Source organism: Paenibacillus ottowii (genome assembly GCF_006874425.1).
Lineage (GTDB): Bacteria > Bacillota > Bacilli > Paenibacillales > Paenibacillaceae > Paenibacillus > Paenibacillus ottowii.
This window is the reverse complement of the sequence record NZ_VIJZ01000007.1, coordinates 133,361-157,294: the sequence shown is the minus strand read 5'-3', so window position 1 is coordinate 157,294 and position 23,934 is coordinate 133,361. Positions and strand designations below refer to the sequence as shown.

Sequence of the window (23,934 nt, the reverse complement as noted above, 5' to 3'; positions counted from 1 at the left end):
GGTGTTAGGGATTTCCCCGTCGACAAACCTATCATACCGAGGCGCTCTTTTTTGGCCAAGTCCATTTCTTAGACTATACGTAAAATACCCCCCACCTTTATTATCGGCGTGAGTAGCATGAACCAGTTTCCCATTCTTCCCCTGGCCTACTTTTCCTGCTCACCGATCGGGCAGCCAGCCTGCCGTAAATGGCAGTTTGATTATTGTAGCTTACTTGATTTTGTAGCTTGGACTGACGATTTCTCCATCCTCTACAATTAAATCCTCTTGTTTTTGTGCTTTTCCTTCAAAGAAATTATCTAAAATAGCTTTTGTTCCAATTTCAATACGGTGTTGAGCTTCCAAAGTCATACCAGAGTAATGGATTGTCATTGCTTGTTTGGGCATTGTTCTCCAAGGATGATCAGCGGCAGCAGGTTGTGGATACCAAACGTCACCAGCATAACCAGCCAAATGTCCGGATTTCAATGAGTCCACGAGAGCAGCTGTATCCATAATTCTTCCGCGTGCTGTATTAACGATATAAGAGCCTTGTTTGGTTCTATCCAGAACATCACGGTTGAAAAGCGTATCTGTTTTGTCTGTCAATGGAGAATGAATCGTGATAATATCACTTGTTTCTACCAGTTTGTTGAAGGAAACATATTTTACACCCAATTGGGCTTCCAAATCTTTACGACGGTATGGATCGTTGTAAATCAGTTTCACATCGAATGGATGCAGACGAGCAGCAACACGTTGTCCGATACGTCCAAATCCAAAGATACCAACTGTTTTCCCTTCGAGGTCGTGTGCATAAGCACCAATTTTAGGCAAGTTCCACTCCCCATTTACTGCTTGTTGGTGTCCGCCAATAAAGTTACGGAGCAATATCAGGATTTGCATTACAGTATGTTCAGCAACACTTACAACGTTACTGCCAGTTACTTCTGCAACCGTAATATTTCTTGCTGCGCAAGCTTCAAGATCAAAGTGGTCGGAGCCTATACCAGCTGTTACAGCTAATTCGAGGTTTGGAGAACGATTAATGAGCTCTTTTGTTAGGTAAGCAGGGTAGAACGGACTACAAATAAAAATGGACATGTCTGCTAAGTGAGGTTCCAAAGACTCCTTTGCGTCGCTTAATGTAACGAATTCATGACCTTTGCTTGCAAAGTACTCGTGCAGGTTATAAGCTCGCTCAACATTAAACAAATACCCTGGAGATGGTTCTGGCAACTCTACTACCGGTGGCAATACTGCTACAATTTTCATAAACATGTTCCTCCTTAGAATGATGTTAGTTTGATGGGGTTAATATAAAAAAACCACCATCATTTTGGTCAAAAGGATAGCAGTTGCTGATCCTTTTATCCAAAATGATGGTGGTTAGTTACCAAGCACATAAGTACCGTATACCATCCACCTGTCATATGGAAAACGTATTTTTCGTTCCATCTATGGACCGTTCAAAAACAAATATAGATACAACTTCATCTTTCTCTAGATCTACATCTGTAAAAAGCTTTACAAATTTCGCCCCTACCAGGTTCTCCATATCAATAGGGGTGAGCTCACTGTACAGTTCTTTTATCATGTGAGTTCGCGCATGCCAGATCATATTCCGTCCTTCTTCAGATCGGCTGATAAATCGCTCTACCGGGCTTAGGCATCCACTCATATGAGCAATCACCCAATTCCTAGTGAAAGTTACCTTGATCTTTTCAGGACCTTTTCCAATTTGATCCTTACGATAGGTTCGAATGAGGTTGGCAAATTGTTGTTCAAGCTTCTGTATAAGTTCACTCATACAGGTCACCTTCAATATAATGTTTTACCTGTTTCTGTAAACAATTGTTTTATAAAGGTAATACTATATCATAACTAGCAAAATGTAAATACACCTATGTAATTTTCTTAACCGGATTACCATGAGAGTAATAAAAGAGAAAAGATGCAACTTTGACACCTGTTTGGGAATAGATTTTTAGACTGAGCCCAATAAATGAAAAGAAAGCAAGGCCAATCGTTTATATTTCCCCTCAATGCCTCCCTATCTCCCATTTGAGAGCTGTTTTTTGTTTAAATCTCCTTCAACACTATTTGGAAGCAAAACGTTTTGCGAACGCCACACACAATACGACACCCATATTTACAAAAAAGATGGGCCAGCCAATGGATTCATGTAAAACAAGTGCCGAGAGTAATAAGCCAAAGAACGGCTGGAGGAGTTGAAGTTGACTAACTGCTGCTATACCTCCCTGAGCGAGACCACGATACCAAAACACGAAACCAATAAGCATACTGAATAAGGAAACATAAGCAAGGCTCAAGAATGAAGAAGCATGGATATGATCCCAAGATGGAGGCATCTGATCAAGCGAAAGCAACAACATAACAGGTAGCGAAATGAAGAGTGCCCAAGAGATGACTTGCCATCCCCCCAGTCTCCGTGAAAGACGTGCTCCTTCTGCATAACCATAACCACACACTATAATAGATGCCAGCATTAGCCCATCACCGATCGGTGAAGATGTTGCTCCATTTGCTAAAGCGAACCCTGCTACAAGGCAGCTCCCTAAAGTTGATAATACCCAAAATATTGGCTGCGGACGTTCACCGCCTCGCAGTACGCCAAAAATCGCAGTTGAGAGCGGCAGAAGCCCAATATAAATAATCGCATGCGCGGATGTGACATATTGAAGGGCAAGGGCTGTCAGCAGGGGGAACCCCACTACCACACAAAGTGCTACTAACATTAGCGGAAGAATTTCGTTTCGAACAGGACGTTGTTGCCTGAAGATAAGGAGTAGTCCCCCCGCCAGCACTCCAGCAATTGCAGCGCGACATACCGTGAGGAACAAAGGATCAAAATCCATTACAGCCAAACGCGTTGCCGGTAGGGAACCACTGAAAAATAATACACCTAAGAATCCGTTGATCCATCCATTTGTCGTTTTGTTCATTCTGTCCACCCCAGATTTACTTTTGTACGCTAAACTGTATTATAATAAGCACAGAGTTTGGTGTATATTTAGAAAAAACACATCTGTAAGGGTACAGATCACCATACGTGGGGTACAGCTATGACAAATAAAAAGCAATTCATTATGAATAGTATCCGCTCGGATATCATCAATGGCCTTTATAAACCGGGTCAGAAATTGCCTTCTATCCGAAAGCAGAGTCAGGAATTTGATTGTAGTCTTAATACAATTATTAGGGTGTATCAGGAACTTGAACAGGAATATCTAATCTATTCACGCCCTAAGAGTGGTTACTTTGTGGTAGCTCAGGAAGTACTTTCACCCTTGATACAAAAAAAACGAATCGATTTTACATCAGCCGCACCGGACCCCTCATCTATATCCCAAATGGACTTTCGACAATGTTTGAACAAAGCAATGGAACTATTTGAGGATTCTATTTTCACATACCCTGATCCGCAAGGATTACTATCCCTACGTCAGGAAATTGTGAAGCTATTTCATAAGCAACAAGTCTTTTCTTCGGAACAGAAAGTGTTCATATTCTCAGGCGCCCAGCAGATGCTCCACCTTCTAGCCGGGATGCCTTTTCCAAATGGAAAAACGAACATTTTGGTTGAGCAGCCAACCTATTGGGGAATGCTGTCTGCATTAAAGGCACAAAATCAAACCGTTATCGGAATCGAAAGAACGCCTAACGGAATTGACTGGGCAACTTTGGAGCGCCATTTTCAAAGCAACATGATAAAGTTTTTCTATACGATTCCGCGGTTCCATAATCCTATAGGCACATCCTATACACCCGAAGAAAAACAGAGAATAGCGGAGCTCGCTCAGGCGTACGACGTTTACATTGTAGAGGATGATTATCTAGCTGATTTGGAAACAGACACCAAGGCCGATCCAATTTGGGCATATCATTGCTCCAGTCATGTCATTTATCTTCGAAGCTTTTCTAAAGTAATGTTACCCGGACTAAGACTTGCTGCCGCAGTAGTACCCAATTCATTAATCCCACTACTTCATCTGTATAAACACACAGCCGATCTGAGTACTTCTGTTCTATCACAGGGTGTATTGGAAATTTTCATAAAGTCAGGAATGTATGATCATCATGCAAAACACATGAAATCTTTGTATAATCATCGAATAAGCAAATTAAAAGAAATATCAAGCAAAATACTACCCAAAGAGCTCTTATATTCTATTCCGTTCAGTGGGGGTCTCTTTTCTGCAATGAATCTCCCAAACATTAACAGAGAGGAATTAGTTAAGAAATTAAACAATCGCGGGATTGATGTCCTACCGACAGACCAGCAATTCCTTTCATCTTTTCCTAAAATGGACCTGTTACGTCTTAGTATTATACGGACAGATGAAACGGCTATCGAAGAAGGAATCCGAATCATTGCTGAAGAGTTGGAGCATTGCAAAATTACGAGAAGTCCCCAAAAACCGTTCTCTTGGATCTAGAAATAATCATCTCCCTCGAAGGATGTTCAAGAAATACATGATCTCTTTCGAATTGATCTCTTTCAAACTACAGATTAAGACTGTTCTTGCAAACGAAAAAGGGCGCTGATTCACGCCCTTTTTTGTTTTAATTATTCAGTTATTTTCAATCTAATTTCTCCCTGTAACGCACCATCTGCTGATGCTTGCAGCACCAACTCACCAGCCACATCCCCGGATTGCACAATCACAAGACATCTTCCTCTGTGTGTTCGTCTCCCTTGCCCCTGGTAGGATTCCTCACTGGTGAGATCGCCATTGTCTATTCCAAGGATACAGCCATCACCATGCAGTTCAAAGCTCAAATTAACATCCTGGTTGGGTACAACAATTCTCTGTTGATCTATAACCGTTACTTCCACATGGGATATTTCATGCCCATCAGCGGGTAAAGTCGTCCGATCAGCCTCCAGTTTTAGAGCATAAGGAAGCCCGGCAGTGGTCAGTTCATGCTCACAAACCTGCTGATTCCCGTTGCGACCTATCACCCGGATTTTACCTGGTGTATAGGGTAATTCCCATAGAATTAAATGATTAGGGTAATCAGCCAATTTCCTCTCACCGTATGATTCCTCGTTCACGATCAATTCTACGCGCTCACAATTGGTGAAGGTAACCAACCGTATCAGTTTTCCTGCATATTCAGGGAATGTCCAGTGATCTTCCATAGCCGGCGATTTCCAGTGCATTGTCCATGTCGGATTATATTCCGATTTCATATGATCGTTAAATGCGGCTATGTGTACAACGGGTTGATCAGACCATAGACTTTGCTGGAGATAAGATACGGGTTTGAATACATGCTCATAGGAAAGAGATTTCCATTTATCAAAAGCCTCATCAACTACCAGGAAGCCCATCGGATCACATAAATCTAATAATTCGGGTGCCATAGGGTTGTGAGCAAAACGGATCGAGTTACAGCCCATTTCCTTCAGCTTCTCCAGCCTTCTCTTCATGGCTGTATCATGGTAAGCCGCCCCCAGACAGCCTAAATCATGGTGAATGCACACTCCCTTCAGCTTCAAGCTGCTTCCATTCAGCAATAATCCCGTTTGAGAATCGAGGATCACTTCTCTTATGCCAAAAGGGGTACGATAACGATCCACCTCAGTATTGCCGCAATAGATTGTCGTTTGGGCTTCATAGAGCACTGGATGGTCCGGTGACCATAATTCTGGCTCTAAAACTCGTGTTTCCTGCTCCATTTCTTCTGATGCTAAGCCTGCAAGAGTTACTCTTTTTTCAATTTTTCCTTTTACTTCTCCCTCTGAATCCAGTATTTCAGTCATAATCGTACACCCTACGGCATGCTCATGATGGTTGCTGACCTGAATTCTGGCACTCACCTTGGCTTCATCTGGCGAAATTTCAGGCGTAGTAATAGTAGTCCCCCATTCGGTGATGTGAAGATAATCGGTATAAATCAGCCCGACATTACGATAAATCCCGGCCCCTGAATACCATCTGTCAGGTGGTAGAAGCGTATTATCCACTTTGACAGCGATCACGTTTTCCCACAAAATGCCCATTGAGCCAAACTTCGCTGTTACTGTGAACACCGTCGAATTGTATGTATACACGCTGCTTTGGAGAGGAGGGCTTCACATTAAAATGCTTTCTGTACCATCCGACAGCCCACCTGGGCAAATAAGCCTGATTGCCGCCATACGGCATATCTGGATCAAAGGATTTTTCAATACTCCAATCATGAGGAAGATGAAGGCTCCGCCAATGCCCATCGTTATAGTCTGTCTTCTCAGCACCTGTGTAGTTACCCTCTACGAATTTCCAATCTGTTCTGAACGGCATAATCACTCTGCTTCCCATTATTTTGCCTCCATTTCATAAAGTAGATGAACGGATATAAACAACAGTGCGGGATGATCATCATCATAGGTATGTTATCGCTTACAATATCTGAAACACGGGGCGGTCCTCAACAAAATAGACGGGGAGCATTGGAAATTGGGTGGAAAGTGTATCGGCAAGATACTTCATACCAGGCACTTCGCTTTCAGCATGTCCCAGCATGATCAGCGCTTTATTTTTCCCTTGATAAACAGCGTCTTTCACATATTCTGGTGTTTCCCATTCGGGCCCTTCACCAGCAATAATCAGGTCCACATGTTCATGTAGAAATAAGGGTATGGCCAGTTCACCACCTCCCCGATATCCGACTAAGATTCCCACTCGCTCACATGGCATGGATACCTCGCCAGCTACTCGTACATAACGAATATGAAGTTTGGCTTTTATATATTCAGCGATTTCTTTCACTTGCATAGCCGGAATAGTCAAGATGGCGGAAGAAGGCTGCTGTTTCACAACGTAAGGGTGCCAATCAAGCGCCTGAAGAAGTCCAACCATCACTCCATCCGGTTGATAACGGTGTATGGTGTCATGAAAACGATAAATCCCTACACCTGAGTCAGCGACCAGGCGAGATTTGTGCAAATAGACGGGATCATGAAGTAAACATTCCCGCATCTCGTGATGGCTATAATAAATACCTTCATGCGTAATGATAAAATTCGCGCCAAGAGAAATAGCTTGCTCTATCACATATTGCGATGCACAAAAAGCGGTTACAATTCCCTGGATCTCAGTATTTCTAAGCTCTGGGTCAAGCAAATCTACGCTTGTATCGGGTGTGTCTATTCCCTTTGTCAGATGAATCACCATCTGCCCCATAGTCATGGTCATACACGTATCCCTCCCCATAAAAATATGTGTCCATTGTACCATTTTATTCTATTATGGGATTTATTATTTCTATCAAAAACAGCCAGTTCCAAGGGAACTAGCTGTTTTACGAATGCATCTATTTTTTATTTCAGAACTCCCAAAAGGGAGTCGATTCGTTCTTTTGCTCCTTGCCAAGATGCCATGACCGGAAACTCATATTGCTCTCTTGCTCTCAAATTCCATGGATGAGGAATGCAAAGCACCTTCTTCCCCTCCTCCAGTGCAGGCACTAGATTATGGGGACCATCATCAATCAGGAGATCATAGTTAATCAGATTCTTTCGTTTACAAGGGAAAAAGTTCTCGATCGGGATGAATGGCATATGCCTTTGAAGCCAATTCCATTTCTCCACGACGGTTTTCGGTTCTGCTGCTGTCACAATAATGACATCAAAAGCATTGCAAAGCTTCTCCATTTCTTCTACGACATACTCGTCATACAGTTCAAGTTCCTCAAACAAACCCGGTCGTCCATAAAATACATCATGTGTGCTTTTGGGATGACGTAGATGATCGGTATTCCAATCTAACATGTCTTCATAACGAAGCGGATGAGTGGGGAATTCACTATTGTTATGGTATATAGCCCGTTTGACGAGATGACAGATCGTATCGTCCATATCGACTGCTATGATTGGTTTTCTCATCATCTGCTCCTATCCATTCTGTTAAAAGTATTACGAGAATATCATACAACAATTTAATACCATGGTGAAGCTGGGCATGGACTATACCATCGATACCTGACATGACTTCTGATAACCAACCAAACATATTGTTAGGTTTCTATATAAAAAAAATATAATATAAATAAATTAGTTATTATTTATTTTGTGAAACATAACTAATATACTAACAAATAAATCAAGTAAATAGATCATACTAGACAGGATAATCATAATAAAACCTTTAAAAACTCCACTCAAATAAGAAATTCATACAGGAACACTCCAAAAACAAAAATAAATTAAAAAAATCAATTGAATAACATAATCGCAAATGATAGAATAACAAAAAATAACCATCAACAAACATGAAAGCGCTTCATAATGTGTTTAACTTACTGCTATTTACATACTTGCATACCTACTCCACCTCTATCTAGCAGAAAGTTGAATAATATATTTTAGGGAGGAATAAAAGTGAAAGCATTGTTAAGAAAAGCTTTATTGTCTGGACTCGCTGGTCTGCTTATCATGATTGGTTTGGGGGGATTCATCTCCAAGGCGCAAGCTGCTTCAGGGTTTTATGTAAACGGTACCAAACTGTATGATTCTACAGGCAAACCGTTTGTTATGAGAGGCGTCAATCATGCTCACACGTGGTACAAGAACGATCTTAATACTGCCATCCCTGCTATTGCCAAGACAGGTGCTAATACAGTCCGGATTGTCCTTTCCAACGGAACCCAATACACCAAAGATGATATAAACTCCGTAAAAAATATTATCTCCCTAGTCACAAGTTATAAAATGATTCCTGTACTTGAGGTTCATGACGCTACAGGTAAAGACGACTATGCGTCTTTGGATGCGGCTGTGAATTACTGGATTAGTATAAAAGATGCCCTGATCGGCAAGGAAGATCGGGTTATCGTGAACATTGCAAACGAATGGTATGGCTCTTGGAACGGAGGCGGTTGGGCAGATGGGTATAAGCAAGCGATTCCCAAGTTGAGAAACGCAGGTATCAAAAATACGCTCATCGTCGATTGTGCGGGCTGGGGACAATATCCTCAATCTATCAATGACTTCGGTAAATCTGTATTTGCAGCTGATGCTTTGAAGAATACGGTATTCTCCATCCATATGTATGAGTTTGCTGGTAAAGATGTTCAAACGGTTCGAACCAATATTGATAACGTTCTGAATCAAGGACTCCCTTTGATTATTGGTGAATTTGGCGGTTACCATCAGGGAGCAGACGTCGACGAGACAGAAATCATGAGATACGGCCAATCTAAAAGCGTAGGCTGGTTAGCCTGGTCCTGGTATGGCAATAGCTCCAACCTTAATTATCTTGATCTTGTGACAGGACCTAACGGCAATCTGACCGATTGGGGCCGTACCGTGGTAGAGGGAGCCAATGGGATCAAAGAAACATCGAGAAAAGCAGGTATCTTCTAAAAGTACCCGCTATGCGTCTCTGAACTTACACTTCCTGGGTTATACGGTAATTCGGAATACGCTCAGTTTACAATCACCTGATCTGTTGATCCATAGATGAGCTCCCCCTACATCGATCATTTACGGATCAAAAGGCACGTCTATACTTAAGTTCAAAAAAGGAAGTTTTGTATGCTCGTAACGTTGAATCGAAGATTAAATGCAGCTATGCCGTTAATCACACCCATCAGCATCCTCATCGGCGTCCTGATCGGTACGCCGTTGTCCCAATATACCGGGCTTTCTCCCTGGCTGTTTGCCTTCATGACCTTCGCGTGCAGCATCGGCATGGGGTTCAAGGATTTTATCCATGTGATCAAGCATCCTGGTCCGCTGATCGCCTGTCTGTTTATTCTTCACCTCGCCATGCCGCTTCTCGCTATGTTGCTTGGGCATCTGGCTTTCAATAATGATCTTCATACGATTACTGGGCTGATTCTTGGTGCAGCTATCCCTACCGGCATTTCCAGCTTTGTATGGGTCAATATCTACAAAGGCAATACAGCGCTGACCTTGGCGATCATTCTGATCGATACAATTTTGGCCCCATTCGCCGTACCTGGCATCATGTCTCTGCTGATCGGAGCGAATGTGCAGCTCGACACCTGGGCAATGATGCAGAGCCTATTCTGGATGATTGTCGTTCCTTCATTAATCGGCATGGTGTTAAACGAATGGACTAAAGGGCAGATTACGCAGGTGTGGGGACCTCGGCTGGGGCCGTTCTCCAAGCTGGCTATGGCTTCTTGTCGTCATGATTAACGGATCTGTCATCGCACCTTATCTGGTCGATTTTAATCTTAAGCTTGTCGGCGTATGCCTCTCCATCATTATCCTTGCCTCTACTGGATATGCGATTGGTTATCTCATATCAGGGCTGATGCGCTGGAATAATGCAGACCGTACAGCGCTTGTCTTCAATGGCGGCATGCGCAATATTAGCGCCGGGGCCGTGCTTACCATCACCTACTTCCCGGCTCCGGTAGCGCTGCCTGTGGTGCTCGCAATGATTTTCCAGCAATCCACAGCATCCCTGGTCGGATTTCTGCTGAGTCGCCGTGACCGTGCCAACGCTAAGAATAAGCGCAGTACGGTCTCTGCTTCTTAAAATCGGAGCGATTCCAATGATCAATAAAAGAAGCCGCCAACATGGCGGCTTCTTTATGATTACCTGTATCAATCCTCACTCATTACCTTATTTAGTTTTTCATAAACAGACAATAAAGACTCTCTTTCTTCTTCAGCTAGGTTTTCAAATAGTTCTCTTCTAAGCTGTCGTCCTTCTTCCTGCGCTTTATTTAGCATTTCGGCCCCAGCGTCAGTTATTTACAGGTACACAATCCGTCGGTCCTCCTCATCCGCCACTCGTAAAGCCAATTCTTTTTTTACAAGCATTCCAGATAAGTGGGTTAATGTCGGAGGAGTAGCCCGAATAACCTGGCCAGATATCCATTTCCAGTAAAGTGAAGCCTAATGTTATTGGGCAGAAAAACCACCGTCAATTACAAGCTCCGATCCCGTAATGTATGAAGACTCGTCCGAAGCCAAAAACAGAGCAGCGTTAGCTACATCCTCAGGCCGACCCAGTCACTGCAATGGAGTCGCTTGAATTAAGTGGGTAAGCATTTCTTTGATGAGTGAGAAAACTAAATCATATTGAGGGAGTTCAATGGATTAATATTCAACTAAAATCCAAACTCTGTTACTCTTTCAAGCCACTCACGCATAAGTGACTCAAATAATAGAGCCTGTTCAATCTGAAGATTATGACCTGCTCGATCTAGAATGGCAAAGGTTGCTCTAGGATAATTGTCTAAAATTCTGAAAGCGTCTATGTAGCCAACGACTGCATCTTGTCGCCCAAGAGTAAATACTGTTGGTTTATCAAAAACTAATTCATCTATATTGGTGGAAAAGCCATAGTTTCTTTGAATCTTGCTAAGAAAATCGTAGTCAGCGATCTTACAACCTGCCACGATCTCTTCAGAATACCTTTTCCAATTATATTCATCGAGAACGACTTGATTGGCGCTAAAATCACTTATTTGCTCTTCACTTAACGTATCCATAAACTCGCGATCACTATGAACAACAAAATGCTCGGGAAGTATTCTTCTTTTGTGTTCAGGAATAATTAATGGACAAATCAGTGCGGCTCCACCAATACGATCTTTATGTCTATTAATTATGCCTCTCGTAATATAACCACCGTAAGATTCGCCTGCTATGAGATAATCTTGATTTGGGACAAGAGTTTCAATGAAATTTATAACTGCTTCTAGCATATCATCTGAATTACATATTTGATCGTAATCCTTTGTTTGTCCCATTCCAGGCAAATCAAGATAGATACGACGCCAACCGGGGATATCTTCAAATATCGGTTCCATACACCCACTCATTAACCGATGGTCTGGTGTAAAACCATGGATCATTATAATCGGTTTACCTGTACCCATTTCCTCGTAATATATATTGGCATTCTTGACTTTACAATATGGCATACAGACTCCTCCAAAATTGAGTTATTTATAATATTTTCACACTAAAGTAGAATCTACAATGTTTTATCAAGCAAACCAGATCTTCGTTTCCGTCTCGTTTTTATTATATAAGCATGCATAATATATGTAAAGAACACTCGTTCGCCATTCTTATTTTCGGAGTTAAACTAACTTGCTATTTTATTATTCATCACTAAATAAAGCAGGAAATCCCTGATTCATCGATGTTTCTGACGAACCAAGGTCTCAACTATAATGATTACTCACAGTGTGTGGTGTCATAATTAATGAGAAAACAACAAGCTGAATATATGATAATTCAACGATCATTTTCATAATTAGTGAGAACTCATTGACTCGAAGTTATTCGGTCCACCCTAATTTTTCAAATTTTCTGAGAATAAACTCTAAAAATGCGTATCTATACAATTAATAAGAAGTTGTACTACTTCTTCATTGTCAATTGTTAGCGAATAATAATGTTTTAGACTAAACAAAAAAGAACTAGACTGAGATCAATAAAGTTATAGACTGAGATCAATAAATTTATAGACTGGCGATGCGTGGCCTGCATGCGCAGCTGAGTTTTCGCCCCCAACTCTTCCGGAATGATGTCAGCTTCGCGATCGACGCGCTAGCGACGGTGGCCGGTGTTCTCATAAAGGAGTTCCTTAAATTTTGCTTCCCCCAACAGAACATCACTGGATTTTCCCGGTGCTGGTCAGTGTCAATGATGCTGCCAACTGAATGTTTAGTGCAAACAAAAACAGCTCCTGCATCTGCAGGAGCCATCCTCTGAACGGACACAATTATCTTTTGTGTATTCCTTTGCGCTGACGATAAGAGCTACTATGTTTTCTCCCCGCTTTGGAATACATGAATTAGGGATATCCTGTCAATTTCATTTATTTAAAGATACGTTATTTTTTTATTATTACAGAAAGATCCCCTTCAAAAATTTTTTGAGTCGTATGATTAAAAGTAGATAAATTCACAGTTACAATCCCTGTATTCTTTCGGTTATCTTCTAGATTAATGACTTCAACAACTACATGTAACTCATCATCAGGGTATACAGGTTTTATAAATCGGATGTTATCCATAGCAGTACCAGCCACTACATCCTCACCGTATAAACCACACTCTACCCATAGTTTAAATGTTAGGGCTAATGTTTGGATTCCTGAAGCAATAATTCCTCCAAACATGCCTTCCTGAGTTTTCTTCTCATCCAAATGCATGTACTGAGGGTCAAATTCAGATGCGAATTCCATAATTTTTTCTTTGGTTACTCTTATAGAATCAGTCTCGAACCGCTGCCCTATAAAGAATTCATTAAACTTCATATTACACCTCTCGAAATGGATACTTATACATAATGACTTCCGCAAAATTTAATTGTCAATAAGAAATTTATCTTTAGCTAGTATGTTTTTTGGTGCTTTTTGGCTTGGTCAATTCGAAGCTATGATGCACCATATCGTGAATTTCATCTTCTGGCAGATCACCATCTAATATTACTATATTCCAATGTTCCTTGTTCATGTGATAACCAGGCTTTACCTCTTTAAACGCTTTTCGCAAAAAATAAGCATGAGCTGATGATACTTGCTCATTTGTCTTTTATTAAATACTTACTAAGTACACAACTTCATTTTTTTTCAATAAACCATCCATAAAACAGAAGCCGCCCTCAAAGGTTGTTATCGAATTTCCTTTGAGGGCGACTATTGTCCATCTACCTATGTTAAATCTCTAAGAGTTACAGCATTCCAACACAAACGGATTGCACCACTAACGCTCTCACTGCCTAACTCGAAGATTCCATGTAGATGGGCCTTCAGCATATAAACAAATGTCCCGTAATGCATCTGCACCATCATTTTCTGATTCATCGGGATAAATAACTTCTCCTGAATAGCTTCTTGATATAACTCGTTCATTGGCGCACACCAGCCGCTGGTGTAGACTTCTTGCTTTACCTCTTCGTAAATAATAAGGCGAGAACGAATACTGCTTAATAAATTGAACGCCCTGAGGATATTGTTTCCCAAGTTCGATAACCCGATTCCAACCAAATCAAACTTTTCACGAATCGTTGTGCCCTTAAGCAAGCCTTCTCGCACATTATTACAAATTATTGATGTAGTTGAGAGGGACTGACTTTTTGAATTTGAACAAGTATATCAAACGTTTTACCTAATGATATATCAACAGTTTTTGGTATAGCAGGGCCTTCTTTAGTTATTCCAGCGAAAATTTGATGTTGTTCGTTTAACCAAGTTTTTGTCACTCCGTTCGCCTTACGTAAATCAATAAAAAATTGACCTTTTTTGACCTGTCCAAAAATGTAATTATAACTGTTTGGATCATCTGATTTTAATATTCCATATGGGCCAAATTCACCGTCATTATTATAGACATTATATTGCCCTTTATAAACAGATGTACCAATAGATACATACCGTTCTCCATAATATTCTGCTAAATGCTGCCCAGCTACTTTAGGGTATATAAATGGAATCATATTTGTTTTCGAAACGTGTCCATTATGTCCCCAAACTATGGTTTTCCCTAAATGTTCTTCAGTCCACTTCGCATTTTCATACATTGCAATATCATGTTTCAAATAAAAATCCGATGGTTTATCAGGGGATGTTCCTCCTAACATTGTAGTAAACTGTTCAATAATACGAGCATTTTGTTTTATCCATGCGAATTCTTTGGATTTTCCGTTTAGATCACTTTTATTTTGTTCTAATAAAGCACTGATTTGTTTAGCATCTGCAATATACTTTTCTTTTTCTTCTTTCGTAAGGCTCTCAAAAGTATTCATATCCTTTGTTACAGGAATAAGACCTTTTATCTTCTCTTCTACTCTAGGCACAAGATCTGAATTGTTTCTTTTTATATATTCTATTATATTATTATAAACATTCTCGTTTACTGATTGAATGTCCATCCCAATGATACGCACTTTAGATTTATGTTTTGGATTAGCATTATATTGTCGAATCCAACTAAGTAGATCTAACATTTCTTTTGTGTTAAATACAGGTGATAGATGTTGGCTTGGGTTTCCCTTACCAGTAAGAACATATCGATCAAGCTCCAAAGCTCTGTCCCATCCCTCTTCTAAAACTAAGTTGATGAATCCCTTTTCAGATACTAAATAATTAACAATGCGTTGTTTCATTGTAAAAACTTCATGAGCCCCATGCGTAGCTTCACCTAAACCTACAATTGAAGCTGAACCTACCATATTCTTAAGTGGTTTTAAATCATTAAAAGATGCAGTTGGATTAGTTGTTTTTAAAGGCTTTGCATGCATTTCTAACCATTCCGTTATTTGATTTGTATTGTAGGGAACTGTAACAGAAACTCCTGTTTTCGAGTCTGCATAAGTACTTCCTACAAAATTAGTCAGTATCATAGCAAAAACACCAAGTGCAATAATCATTTTCTTTTTCATAATACCCTCCTAAAATACTTATTTGTTAGTTTTTTCGACATGCTCTAAGGAGCCCAGTTTAAACCATTGTTTTCCTTTTTGCCTACTTGCTAAATTCAGCAAGTAAAATATTTTTAAATGGATCAGGACTATCAGCTTTAAAGCTGTTCAAATTGACGACCAATGTATGCTTGCCTCCAAGTGTGCCACCAGCAAAAGTGGTAAACCCTAGAACTCTACCTTTGTGTCCCCATATCGAGACACCGTTTGGAAGCTTAGTTTCAAAGATCCCAAGACCATATCCGGTTCCTTCTCTATCTGTAGGAACTGTAGTAAGCATTTGTTTTAGTTGCTGTTCCTTCAGTAATTTACCACTGAGTAAGTAAGAGAAGAATTTGTTTAAATCGTCAGCAGTAGAAATCATATCTCCATCCGAGCTACCTGGGTTAATATAAGTAACGTCTTTTAGCTCACTTGCTCCGTCTAGTTGGAAATAGCCACGGGCATGCTTGGTGCCTGGAATCACACTTGAATTGCCAGGTAGGAATGTATTTGACAAATCAAGCGGTTCAATAATCCGATTTTCAACCTCTTCCGCATAGCTGTTTCCAGTTACTTTTTCAATAAGGATCCCCAGTATTACGTATCCTGTGTTTGAATAAGACCAACCCTTTCCTGGGGCAAAGTCTGGGGGAAGAGAAATCCCCATCTTTACGAATTCTTCAGCCGTATACGATTTTTTTGTATCCGTATAATCAAAGTCTTTTGAATTTACATAGTCAGCGATACCACTTGTATGATTCAATATCTGCCGGATAGTAATTTGGTTACCATCATATCCGTTTCCTTGAATGACACCAGGCAACCATTTTTCAATGGAGTCGTCTAGATTCAAGCGGTTCTCTTCAGATAATTGAAGTAGAACTGTTGCAATGAATGTCTTCGTTACACTACCAATGCGAAAGCGAAAATCTGTTTTCATTGGTTTCTTGGTGCTCAGGTCCGCTAACCCAGCGGCATAACTCCATGTTTTTCCGCCCTTAGAAGTTTTAGCAAGTATCCCAGGATATCCAAGTTGCAATGTATCCCGCATTGCCTCTTTGACGGAATTACGTTCACTTTGAGTGCTTGTTTGTAACGGACTAGATACATTTTGAATGGACTCCGCTTTTACAATTGAGGTTGGTGTTGTGTATAACAGAGAACTTCCAGCCATTAAAAGGACTAAACCTGTAGATGCAATTTGACAATGCTTTTTCATAAAGATATTCTTCTCCTCTATTCATATTGTATCGGTAGTTATTTGCTGTTTTAGGGCAAGAGTGGATTTGCAATTATCTTTACTCATTATTATTTTCACAAACGCTATTGTGTCCTAACAAACGGTAAATTCCTTTTTTTCATATCATACACAATGAAAATCCCCCCTCCTCATTTATTGTTAATGTGTTAAACTGCCTCTGTGATTCTAAGTGTTTTTCTGTCATATACGGTAGTGTCAAAATGTCACGCTATATAAATCCTAATATTGTTCGGAGTGAATAACTCAATTCAATCGCTTGCATCTTTATTTCTAGGGGGTAACTCACTCTCGTTGCCAACGTAAAAACACCTCCAAGGTTATCTCCATATCTTACGACATGGCTTGATTCTCTTGAAGGTGTTTTGATTTGTCTCACGTAATGGAGTCAGCCCCCGTGCTCATCGGGCTTTTTATTAAATACTTATTAACAAGAGGTATCTTGTTATCCGTCATTAATAATGAGTATACAGCTTTAATAAATACTCATTTCTCATCAATTATGAAATTTTTTCTCATTTAATCTGAAAGTTTTCTCACTAATTATGACACCACACACAAAGTTCTCTCAAATTTCTTAAATCTTATAAGCCTTCATCGCTTTTCTTAGCTCTTTGAATGAAGGTCGTTTGCCATACATCAAGACACCCGTACGGTAGATCTTGGCAGCCAGCCAGCCAAAGAACAGGATGGACGCGAACAGAATGGCAAGTGACAACCAAATTTCCAGCAGGCTCGCCCGTTCCAGTCCGATGCGTAGCAACATGACGGTCGGAGAAAAGAAGGGAATGTATCCGGCCACCTTAATGAAAATCGTATCAGGTGCTGCGATATTAAAGATTCCGATGTAAAAAGCTGCGAGTGACAGCACGGTAATTGGCATAATGGCCTGTCCCAACTCCTCGGTACGGCTAACAATGGAGCCCACCGCGGCGAACAGTACTGCATATAGAAAGTAGCCAAGGATGTAAAAAATGAGACCATATCCTAGCACCGCGATATTCAGTTGCGACAAATCCAGCCCGGCAGAGCTAAGGATCGCATTATTATGTGGCAGCATAAGATTGGCACAGACAACGGCTGCAAAAACAGCAATTTGCAGCAGACCCACTAGGAAGATACCGATAATCTTCCCAAACATTTGAGTCAACGGCGACACACTTGTGATAAGAATCTCCATAATACGTGAGCTTTTTTCCGATGTAACTTCTGCGGCGATCATATTCCCCGTCATCATGGAAGAGGTGAAGAACAAAATCATCAGTACATACACCAAACCATAGTTAATCGTTGAGGTTTCTTTTTCCTTTGTCCCTACAGTTCCCCCTCCTTCAGATGGACTGTCTACTTCTCTGCTATCCACTATTACAGGTGTACTGATCTCACGAATTTGATCACTGGTCAATGATTTATCACCCACAATAGCCTTGACCTTTGCTTCCTGAAGTCCCGTTTGCACCAACGTGGTTACAGCCGGAGACGGTTTTTTTTCTACAGAGACGTACTCCACTTTGGGAAACGTGTCTCCCTTGGCGGCAGGCTCTGTGAACTGCACGTACCCTTGCAGCTTTCCATTCTTCAAGGCTTGCTGCATTGCTGGCGCTTGTACGCTGTCATAACGTACCCAGACGGCTGCCGGGTTGGATTGCACCTTGGTAAACTGTTCCAGCTGTCTCGCCACTTCTGTCTGGTTCCCGGCAATCAGACCCAAACGTTGATGCTCGGTTGCCGTTGTGTTGGAACCTCCGGCTCCTTCTCCTTTAAACAAGGAAATGATATACGGCAGATTCATGCCCAGTGTGATGAGCAAGGCCAATACCAGTGTCGTAATGATAAAAGATTTGGTCCTCGCCTTCTGACGAAACGTAAAACCGATCACTGTGCCCAGTCTATTCATGGGAATCTCCCACCTCTCTTATGAAAATTTCATTGAGCGTAGGTTCCTTGATCTCAAAATGTTCCACATCCGTTTGTCCCAACGCTGTTTGCAAAATTAACTTCGCCGTATCCGGCTGCTCAATATGCAGCATCCAGCCACGATCCATACGCTCTACACGGAGTACGCCGGGCAGCTGTTCCAGTCCGTTCACTTCACCTGTAGTGATGAGACGAACTTTTTCACGTGGGTAGCGGCCCTTGATCTCTTGCACACTTCCTTGCACTACGGTATTCGAGCGATGCAAAATCGTAATATGCCGGCACAGTTCCTCTACATGCTCCATGCGGTGGGTTGAGAATAAAATTGCAGCCCCCTCGTCCCTCAGTTCTTTCACCGTCTCCTTAAGCAATTCAACATTTACCGGGTCCAATCCACTGAAGGCCTCATCCAAAATGAGCAGCGTCGGGCGATGCACAACCGCAGCAATAAAGCCCATTTTCTGCTGATTTCCCTTAGATAGCTCCTCAATCCGCTTATCGTAATATTCTGGCACTCCAAAACGTTCCAGCCAGTAGCGCAGACTTTGGTCCGCCTCCTTGGCCGACATTCCACGCAGCCTGCCCAAGTAGTTAATCTGCTCGTTTACCTTCACCTTGGGGTACAGCCCACGCTCTTCAGGCAAATAGCCCATTGTCCGCTGAAGCTCCTTGCCGTAGGGCTTGCCCTCATATTGGATGCTACCCCCGTCAGGGTAAATCAGGCCGAGCACCATGCGCATCGTTGTCGTTTTGCCTGCTCCATTGCCTCCCAGCAGTCCGTAAATCTCGCCGCCGTTCACATTCAGCGATATTCCGTTTACTGCTGTATGATTCCCATATTGCTTCACGACCTTTTCCAATTCCAGCATGCTCATGATTGCTCCATCCCTTCTTTCTTTATGAATGTCTCAGCATTCGCAGATATTTGTCCTGCAGACCAATATACTAAAATATCATCCAGCTCCAGACGCCGCACACGGATGGGGCGAATCCCCGCCTGTTCCAATATAGCACTGGTCTCCCCGGCGGCCAGCGTTATAATTCGCTGTAAATTCCCATCACTCTCCGTCTCTACAACTCCCGGAAGCTCCGATGCCTCCTCGGGTGTACCTTCAAACCACATTTCCTTGCTATTTTCGAGTAGATGATCTTTTTCCAGCTTGCCAAGCAGCCTGCCATCGTGCATCAAAACAATGTAATCCGCCAAACGCTTGATCTCGTCCATGATATGGGTAGCAATAATGATCGTCGTTTTGCCGTTCTTCATACAATCCCGCAGTTCCTCCAGCATGATTTTCCAGGCAAAAGGATCTAAACCCGATGAAGGCTCATCCAGCAGCAACACACGAGGGTGCGGCGCCAAGGCAGCAGCCAGTTCGAATTTCCGGCGTTGTCCCTTGGACATACGCGATAATTTCGTATGTGCTGGAACCTGAAAACGGTCCATTAACCGCTGAAAACGTGTTTCGTCCCAGCCGGGATACCACAAGGCTCGAAAAGCCGCTGCTGCTTCTGCCGTTAATCGATCCTCCTCGCGAACCGGCTGCTCCGGTATATACCCAACCCATTGTCGTGTATCTGCCGGCATACCATTAGGGTAGGCTTGACCGAACCAACGAATCTCACCGGAATCCGGATGAATAAGCTGAGTTAGCAAGTGAATCAATGTGCTTTTCCCTGATCCGTTATGTCCAGTCAAGGCGACCACATATCCTGGTTCAACCGTTAGATTAATCGGCCCAATCTTCCGGTCACCCCGGGTTTTAAAGACCTGGCTCATCTCAATAATCGGTACTTTCCTCTGTATTTCCATAGGAACTTCCACATGATTGCTCACAGCTGTCACTCCTTCACCTGGACTTCATACCTTCTTTTCACCATTTCTGCGAAAAGCTCCAATAATTCCTGCTCTGTCATCTGTACAGCGATGCCTGTGGCAATCGCCGTTTCCAATGCCTCAGTCACCGCTTTAAGGCGGTAACCTGAGCGCATATCATCCTCGACCAGAGCTACGAAGGTGCCCGTTCCCTGCCGGGTACGAAGCAAGCCTTCGTTCTCTAAATCCTGATAGACCCGCCGGACGGTGATTACACTGCAACGGAGCGTCCCCGCAAACTCACGAATGGAGGGAAGCAGCGTTCCCGCTGCAATCTGTCCGGTTACAATGAGTGAACGAAGCTGCTTTTCAATCTGTGCATACAGCGGTTCCGCGCTATTCTCATCAATTTGCACTGGAATATTCACCTGCTCTCCCTCCCTTTTTAGTTATTTTTGTATACATACGACTAAGTTAAGTCCCGTTTCATGAGCTTGCGCTGTGTCACCCGATAGGACACGAACATTCCAAAGGCTCCTGCTAGCAATGCTCCCCACATTACCGGAGACAAGAGCATCCATTCCTTACTATAAGATGCCGTTATCAGCACCAGATTGGCCCCACAGACTCGAACTATAATCGTAACTATTCCGCACATGATCATGACGACAATGGATAGCCAGAAGTACTCTTTTCCTCTCTTCAGAAATTCCAAATGAATATAGATGGCTTGAATGAGCATTCCGTAGCCTATCCATGTCAGAGCAAACGATACAAAGAAACCTGTGCTGGCATATATCCGAAGCGTACCTGACAACGTAAACAAAAGAGTAAAAAATATCACACTATTCACAACAAACGCCAATACCCCTTGCTGAATTCGGCTCATAATTACAGCTTTCATCGGTATAGGCAAGGTGCGGAAAAAAGCTAACATGTGCGTATAGGAATCTTCCTGCAAATATTTGAACGCTCGACGGTTATAAAAGAATCCCAAAAACGGAATCAACGCCAGCATAATGAAATCAGCTACTGGGCTCAAGGCTACATGCTCACCCCATTGCACACTTACCGCAAAACTCATGGTAAACCCCAAATACGCAATAAATAGCAACGTCCATAGTGCTGCATATGGATTCTTGCGAAAATCCTGACGGGTAATCATCCATGCCTGCTTCATGATCGTCATTTTCTTATCCTGATCCCTTCTGCACTACCTGTGTAATAACGACCTCGTTCGCTCTTCATTTCGAAGTGTTACCACAGTGTCTCCAGTGTTATTACTGTATATATCTTTATACACAGTATATAAACCAAGATTTACCGTTGTCAACCACCCGAACAAAATTGTGCGTACAATCACAATAGCTCGTTTGAGCCTATGCTACTCTGTAAATGAAAAACGTTCTCAATCAAGGGGATGAACAAATGGATCAAATACTGCATTGGGATGAGTCCATATTTAACCTTGTTAATCGTTATCCTGAAGTGAAAGACATTATGGTAGAACTGGGTTTTCACGATATTGCCAAGCCTGGCATGCTTCAAACCGCAGGACGTTTTATGACACTGTCCAAAGGAATTGCGTTAAAGAAAATAAGTATGGAAACTGTGCAGCAGACGTTTATGCAACATGGTTTTATCATTCAAAAATAAAGGAGTTAACCATCATGAGCGAGCTCATTAACAACCGGGAACATACAGCACAGGAATTAACGGAGCGTCAACGAACCTTGAAGGAAATTATAAAAGAACTACATGCCGGGAAAAGCGTGGAGGAAGTCAAAGCGCGTTTTGCAGAGGCCGTTGGCGGAGTAAGCGTGGCGGAAATTTCAGCTATGGAGCATGCCTTGATGACCGAGGAGGGAATCCCGGTGTCGGAAGTCCAACGCCTCTGTTCCGTTCATACGTCGATATTCAAGGGCTCTATTGAGGATATTCACCGTCCTTCAGGACCGGAGGAACAACCGGGGCATCCTGTCCACACCTTCAAGCTGGAAAATCGTGAGATCGAACGGCTGGTCAATTTTAAGCTGGCATTGCATGCAGAGCAATTTCAAAAGGAAGACAGTCCTAAGGTGATTTACAAGTTGCTGGAGGATTTAAGTCTGCTAATGGATCTCGACAAGCACTATAGCCGCAAAGAGAATCTGGTCTTTCCTTATCTTGAACGCTATGGAATCTTTGGTCCAACCAAAGTGATGTGGGGGGTGGACGACGGGATTCGCGCCGCCATCAAGGATGCAAAACAGCTGCTCACTGAGTATAACGGGGATCGTGAACAGATTGGGCAGGCACTTGCCCATATCATGAGCGAAGTGAATGAAATGATATTCAAGGAAGAGAATATTTTGCTGCCGATGGCACTCAGTAAGCTGACCGAGGATGAATGGCTAAAAATAGCCCGGGAAAGCGAGGAAATCGGTTTCTGTCTGACCGCTCCTGAACGTGAATGGATACCTGAACGGGCAAAGGACCCCGTAGAAGCCCTTGAGCAAACAGAAGGCACTTCCGCTACTCCGCAAGGGTTCGTGCGATTCGAAACAGGAATTGTATCTGTACAACAATTGGAACTGCTGTTGAATCATCTGCCTGTTGACCTGACCTTTATCGATGAAAATGATGTTGTTCGCTATTTCTCTCATGGTAAAGAACGGATTTTTGCCCGTACCAAGGCCGTCATTGGTCGTACCGTACAAAATTGCCACCCGCCGCAAAGTGTGCATGTTGTTGAGAAACTGCTGGAGGATTTTAAAGCCGGTCGCAAGGATGTTGAAGATTTTTGGATTCCAATCAAGGACAAATTTGTCTACATCCGCTACTTTGCTATTCGTGATGCCGAAGGACGCTATCTGGGAACGCTGGAATTCACGCAAAATATCGCTCCTATTCGCGCCTTGGAAGGACAAAAGCGTATACTATCCGAGTAGCAACCAGCCGTAAGCCACCATGTTCAGGTTTTTGTCGCCCATATTTATAATATGCTGTTCTACTACAGGTTTGGCCCCCAGCCTTTCATAAAAAGTACATGCTGGATTATCAGCCAGCACCCACACCATAACAGAGTGAATATCCATACTATTAAAATGTTGAAGCAAGCGTAAAAATAGCCTCTTGCCCAGCCCTAAACTATGGTATTCACTCGAAACATAAAGAGCCGTTATCTCCCCCCCATATGGGGGATATTCCCCTGACATTTCCGGACCTCCACTCACGAATCCGATAATCTCCCCCTCCTCATTTTCAGCAACATATACGAGATGGCCGTCTTCAGTAGAAAGATTCGTATTCCACAGTTCTGTTCTTTGCTCATAGGAAAGCCGCTCCAGAACCTCGGCAGGCATGATATCTTTGTACGTCGTTCTCCAGCAGTCTACATGCACTTTGGCGATGTCTTCGGCATCTGATATTGTCGCTTCCCTGATCGTCATGTTGATTCCACTCCTAGTTTCCAAATATTATTGCCTCCTATTATACCGACGATCCAAATCTCGATCTATGATTTATAACAAGAAGCTCATTGTTTGGTGAAGTGGATATGCTATTCTAAAAAAC

General features: G+C 42.4%; 22 protein-coding genes and 3 pseudogenes. 5 read left to right on the top strand and 20 right to left on the bottom strand.

All coding sequences use genetic code 11. The features are described from left to right. Window positions 1–210: 210 nt before the first annotated feature. The 3 genes from FKV70_RS17260 to FKV70_RS17250 form a co-directional block, all read right to left on the bottom strand. Entirely contained in the window at window positions 211–1,254 is a 1,044-nt protein-coding gene (locus FKV70_RS17260) for an NAD-dependent formate dehydrogenase (RefSeq protein ID WP_142613613.1), read from the bottom strand. 154 nt (window positions 1,255–1,408) lie between these two features. Next, window positions 1,409–1,789 carry a Na-translocating system protein MpsC family protein gene (locus FKV70_RS17255; RefSeq protein WP_142613612.1) on the bottom strand — a complete coding sequence of 127 codons (381 nt, stop codon included), beginning with the start codon at window positions 1,787–1,789 and terminating at the stop codon, window positions 1,409–1,411. 289 nt (window positions 1,790–2,078) lie between these two features. Continuing rightward, window positions 2,079–2,945, bottom strand: coding sequence for a DMT family transporter (locus FKV70_RS17250; RefSeq protein ID WP_142613611.1), 867 nt, complete (start codon window positions 2,943–2,945; stop codon window positions 2,079–2,081). Between the two features lie 120 nt (window positions 2,946–3,065). Here FKV70_RS17250 and FKV70_RS17245 point away from each other — a divergent pair, with 120 nt between their 5' ends. Continuing rightward, window positions 3,066–4,439: an aminotransferase-like domain-containing protein gene (locus FKV70_RS17245; protein ID WP_142613610.1), complete on the top strand. Its 1,374-nt coding sequence runs from the start codon at window positions 3,066–3,068 to the stop codon at window positions 4,437–4,439. A gap of 131 nt (window positions 4,440–4,570) precedes the next feature. Here the strand turns inward: FKV70_RS17245 and FKV70_RS17240 are convergent, their stop codons facing one another. The 4 genes from FKV70_RS17240 to FKV70_RS17230 all read right to left on the bottom strand — a co-directional run bounded on the left by FKV70_RS17240 (window position 4,571) and on the right by FKV70_RS17230 (window position 7,873). Further along, window positions 4,571–6,010 (bottom strand): DUF4982 domain-containing protein, encoded by a 1,440-nt coding sequence (locus tag FKV70_RS17240; protein WP_244310774.1) that lies wholly within the window; start codon window positions 6,008–6,010, stop codon window positions 4,571–4,573. Further along, entirely contained in the window at window positions 5,967–6,308 is a 342-nt protein-coding gene (locus tag FKV70_RS26690; protein ID WP_244310773.1) for a glycosyl hydrolase 2 galactose-binding domain-containing protein, read from the bottom strand. The genes FKV70_RS17240 and FKV70_RS26690 overlap by 44 nt, the downstream gene beginning before the upstream one ends. Before the next feature lie 81 nt (window positions 6,309–6,389). Further along, window positions 6,390–7,184 (bottom strand): Nif3-like dinuclear metal center hexameric protein, encoded by a 795-nt coding sequence (locus FKV70_RS17235; RefSeq protein WP_142613609.1) that lies wholly within the window; start codon window positions 7,182–7,184, stop codon window positions 6,390–6,392. Between the two features lie 125 nt (window positions 7,185–7,309). Then, complete coding sequence (locus tag FKV70_RS17230; RefSeq protein WP_064796644.1) at window positions 7,310–7,873, bottom strand: 5' nucleotidase, NT5C type; 564 nt, start codon at window positions 7,871–7,873, stop codon at window positions 7,310–7,312. A gap of 495 nt (window positions 7,874–8,368) precedes the next feature. Here FKV70_RS17230 and FKV70_RS17225 point away from each other — a divergent pair, with 495 nt between their 5' ends. Beyond that, window positions 8,369–9,352, top strand: a complete 984-nt coding sequence (locus FKV70_RS17225; RefSeq protein WP_142613608.1) for a glycoside hydrolase family 5 protein — start codon at window positions 8,369–8,371, stop codon at window positions 9,350–9,352. Window positions 9,353–9,523: 171 nt separating this feature from the next. Further along, a pseudogene (locus FKV70_RS17220) lies at window positions 9,524–10,499 on the top strand (bile acid:sodium symporter family protein). A 368-nt stretch (window positions 10,500–10,867) separates the two neighbouring features. Here the strand turns inward: FKV70_RS17220 and FKV70_RS17215 are convergent. The 12 genes and pseudogenes from FKV70_RS17215 to FKV70_RS17160 form a co-directional block, all read right to left on the bottom strand. Beyond that, a pseudogene (locus tag FKV70_RS17215) lies at window positions 10,868–11,023 on the bottom strand (SDR family oxidoreductase); the annotation flags it as partial. Window positions 11,024–11,076: 53 nt separating this feature from the next. Next, window positions 11,077–11,895: an alpha/beta fold hydrolase gene (locus FKV70_RS17210; RefSeq protein ID WP_142613607.1), complete on the bottom strand. Its 819-nt coding sequence runs from the start codon at window positions 11,893–11,895 to the stop codon at window positions 11,077–11,079. A 920-nt stretch (window positions 11,896–12,815) separates the two neighbouring features. Next, on the bottom strand, window positions 12,816–13,241 hold the full coding sequence (locus FKV70_RS17205; RefSeq protein WP_142613606.1) for a MaoC family dehydratase: 426 nt from the start codon (window positions 13,239–13,241) through the stop codon (window positions 12,816–12,818). Between the two features lie 73 nt (window positions 13,242–13,314). Beyond that, a pseudogene (locus FKV70_RS17200) lies at window positions 13,315–13,488 on the bottom strand (MmcQ/YjbR family DNA-binding protein); the annotation flags it as partial. 149 nt (window positions 13,489–13,637) lie between these two features. Continuing rightward, a complete protein-coding gene (locus FKV70_RS17195; protein ID WP_142613605.1) occupies window positions 13,638–14,009 on the bottom strand; it encodes a hypothetical protein in 372 nt (123 codons plus the stop codon). Between the two features lie 23 nt (window positions 14,010–14,032). Continuing rightward, window positions 14,033–15,367, bottom strand: a complete 1,335-nt coding sequence (locus FKV70_RS17190) for an erythromycin esterase family protein (protein WP_142613604.1) — start codon at window positions 15,365–15,367, stop codon at window positions 14,033–14,035. 82 nt (window positions 15,368–15,449) lie between these two features. After that, on the bottom strand, window positions 15,450–16,607 hold the full coding sequence (locus FKV70_RS17185; protein ID WP_142613603.1) for a serine hydrolase domain-containing protein: 1,158 nt from the start codon (window positions 16,605–16,607) through the stop codon (window positions 15,450–15,452). A gap of 616 nt (window positions 16,608–17,223) precedes the next feature. Then, a complete protein-coding gene (locus FKV70_RS17180) occupies window positions 17,224–18,543 on the bottom strand; it encodes an ABC transporter permease (protein WP_142613602.1) in 1,320 nt (439 codons plus the stop codon). After that, window positions 18,536–19,438, bottom strand: a complete 903-nt coding sequence (locus FKV70_RS17175; RefSeq protein ID WP_142613601.1) for an ABC transporter ATP-binding protein — start codon at window positions 19,436–19,438, stop codon at window positions 18,536–18,538. The genes FKV70_RS17180 and FKV70_RS17175 overlap by 8 nt, the downstream gene beginning before the upstream one ends. Next, entirely contained in the window at window positions 19,435–20,400 is a 966-nt protein-coding gene (locus FKV70_RS17170) for an ABC transporter ATP-binding protein (RefSeq protein WP_081276792.1), read from the bottom strand. Before FKV70_RS17170 ends, FKV70_RS17175 begins: the two co-directional genes overlap by 4 nt. Window positions 20,401–20,405: 5 nt before the next feature. Further along, on the bottom strand, window positions 20,406–20,807 hold the full coding sequence (locus FKV70_RS17165; RefSeq protein ID WP_013369244.1) for a GntR family transcriptional regulator: 402 nt from the start codon (window positions 20,805–20,807) through the stop codon (window positions 20,406–20,408). A 41-nt stretch (window positions 20,808–20,848) separates the two neighbouring features. Next, window positions 20,849–21,568 carry a hypothetical protein gene (locus tag FKV70_RS17160; protein WP_142613600.1) on the bottom strand — a complete coding sequence of 240 codons (720 nt, stop codon included), beginning with the start codon at window positions 21,566–21,568 and terminating at the stop codon, window positions 20,849–20,851. A 239-nt stretch (window positions 21,569–21,807) separates the two neighbouring features. Here FKV70_RS17160 and FKV70_RS17155 point away from each other — a divergent pair, with 239 nt between their 5' ends. Next, entirely contained in the window at window positions 21,808–22,035 is a 228-nt protein-coding gene (locus FKV70_RS17155) for a DUF1858 domain-containing protein (protein ID WP_142613599.1), read from the top strand. 14 nt (window positions 22,036–22,049) lie between these two features. Beyond that, window positions 22,050–23,309, top strand: coding sequence for a DUF438 domain-containing protein (locus tag FKV70_RS17150; RefSeq protein WP_142613598.1), 1,260 nt, complete (start codon window positions 22,050–22,052; stop codon window positions 23,307–23,309). Here the strand turns inward: FKV70_RS17150 and FKV70_RS17145 are convergent. Beyond that, window positions 23,298–23,810, bottom strand: a complete 513-nt coding sequence (locus FKV70_RS17145) for a GNAT family N-acetyltransferase (protein WP_142613729.1) — start codon at window positions 23,808–23,810, stop codon at window positions 23,298–23,300. The genes FKV70_RS17150 and FKV70_RS17145 overlap by 12 nt on opposite strands. Between the last annotated feature and the right edge of the window lie 124 nt (window positions 23,811–23,934).

Coding starts and splice junctions, on each gene's coding strand:
- FKV70_RS17260 (WP_142613613.1), bottom strand. CDS start 1,254: ATGAAAATTGTAGCAGTATTGCCACCGGTAGTAGAGTTGCCAGAACCA.
- FKV70_RS17255 (WP_142613612.1), bottom strand. CDS start 1,789: ATGAGTGAACTTATACAGAAGCTTGAACAACAATTTGCCAACCTCATT.
- FKV70_RS17250 (WP_142613611.1), bottom strand. CDS start 2,945: ATGAACAAAACGACAAATGGATGGATCAACGGATTCTTAGGTGTATTA.
- FKV70_RS17245 (WP_142613610.1), top strand. CDS start 3,066: ATGACAAATAAAAAGCAATTCATTATGAATAGTATCCGCTCGGATATC.
- FKV70_RS17240 (WP_244310774.1), bottom strand. CDS start 6,010: ATGGGCATTTTGTGGGAAAACGTGATCGCTGTCAAAGTGGATAATACG.
- FKV70_RS26690 (WP_244310773.1), bottom strand. CDS start 6,308: ATGGGAAGCAGAGTGATTATGCCGTTCAGAACAGATTGGAAATTCGTA.
- FKV70_RS17235 (WP_142613609.1), bottom strand. CDS start 7,184: ATGACCATGACTATGGGGCAGATGGTGATTCATCTGACAAAGGGAATA.
- FKV70_RS17230 (WP_064796644.1), bottom strand. CDS start 7,873: ATGAGAAAACCAATCATAGCAGTCGATATGGACGATACGATCTGTCAT.
- FKV70_RS17210 (WP_142613607.1), bottom strand. CDS start 11,895: ATGCCATATTGTAAAGTCAAGAATGCCAATATATATTACGAGGAAATG.
- FKV70_RS17205 (WP_142613606.1), bottom strand. CDS start 13,241: ATGAAGTTTAATGAATTCTTTATAGGGCAGCGGTTCGAGACTGATTCT.
- FKV70_RS17190 (WP_142613604.1), bottom strand. CDS start 15,367: ATGAAAAAGAAAATGATTATTGCACTTGGTGTTTTTGCTATGATACTG.
- FKV70_RS17185 (WP_142613603.1), bottom strand. CDS start 16,607: ATGAAAAAGCATTGTCAAATTGCATCTACAGGTTTAGTCCTTTTAATG.
- FKV70_RS17180 (WP_142613602.1), bottom strand. CDS start 18,543: ATGAATAGACTGGGCACAGTGATCGGTTTTACGTTTCGTCAGAAGGCG.
- FKV70_RS17175 (WP_142613601.1), bottom strand. CDS start 19,438: ATGAGCATGCTGGAATTGGAAAAGGTCGTGAAGCAATATGGGAATCAT.
- FKV70_RS17160 (WP_142613600.1), bottom strand. CDS start 21,568: ATGACGATCATGAAGCAGGCATGGATGATTACCCGTCAGGATTTTCGC.
- FKV70_RS17155 (WP_142613599.1), top strand. CDS start 21,808: ATGGATCAAATACTGCATTGGGATGAGTCCATATTTAACCTTGTTAAT.
- FKV70_RS17150 (WP_142613598.1), top strand. CDS start 22,050: ATGAGCGAGCTCATTAACAACCGGGAACATACAGCACAGGAATTAACG.
- FKV70_RS17145 (WP_142613729.1), bottom strand. CDS start 23,810: ATGACGATCAGGGAAGCGACAATATCAGATGCCGAAGACATCGCCAAA.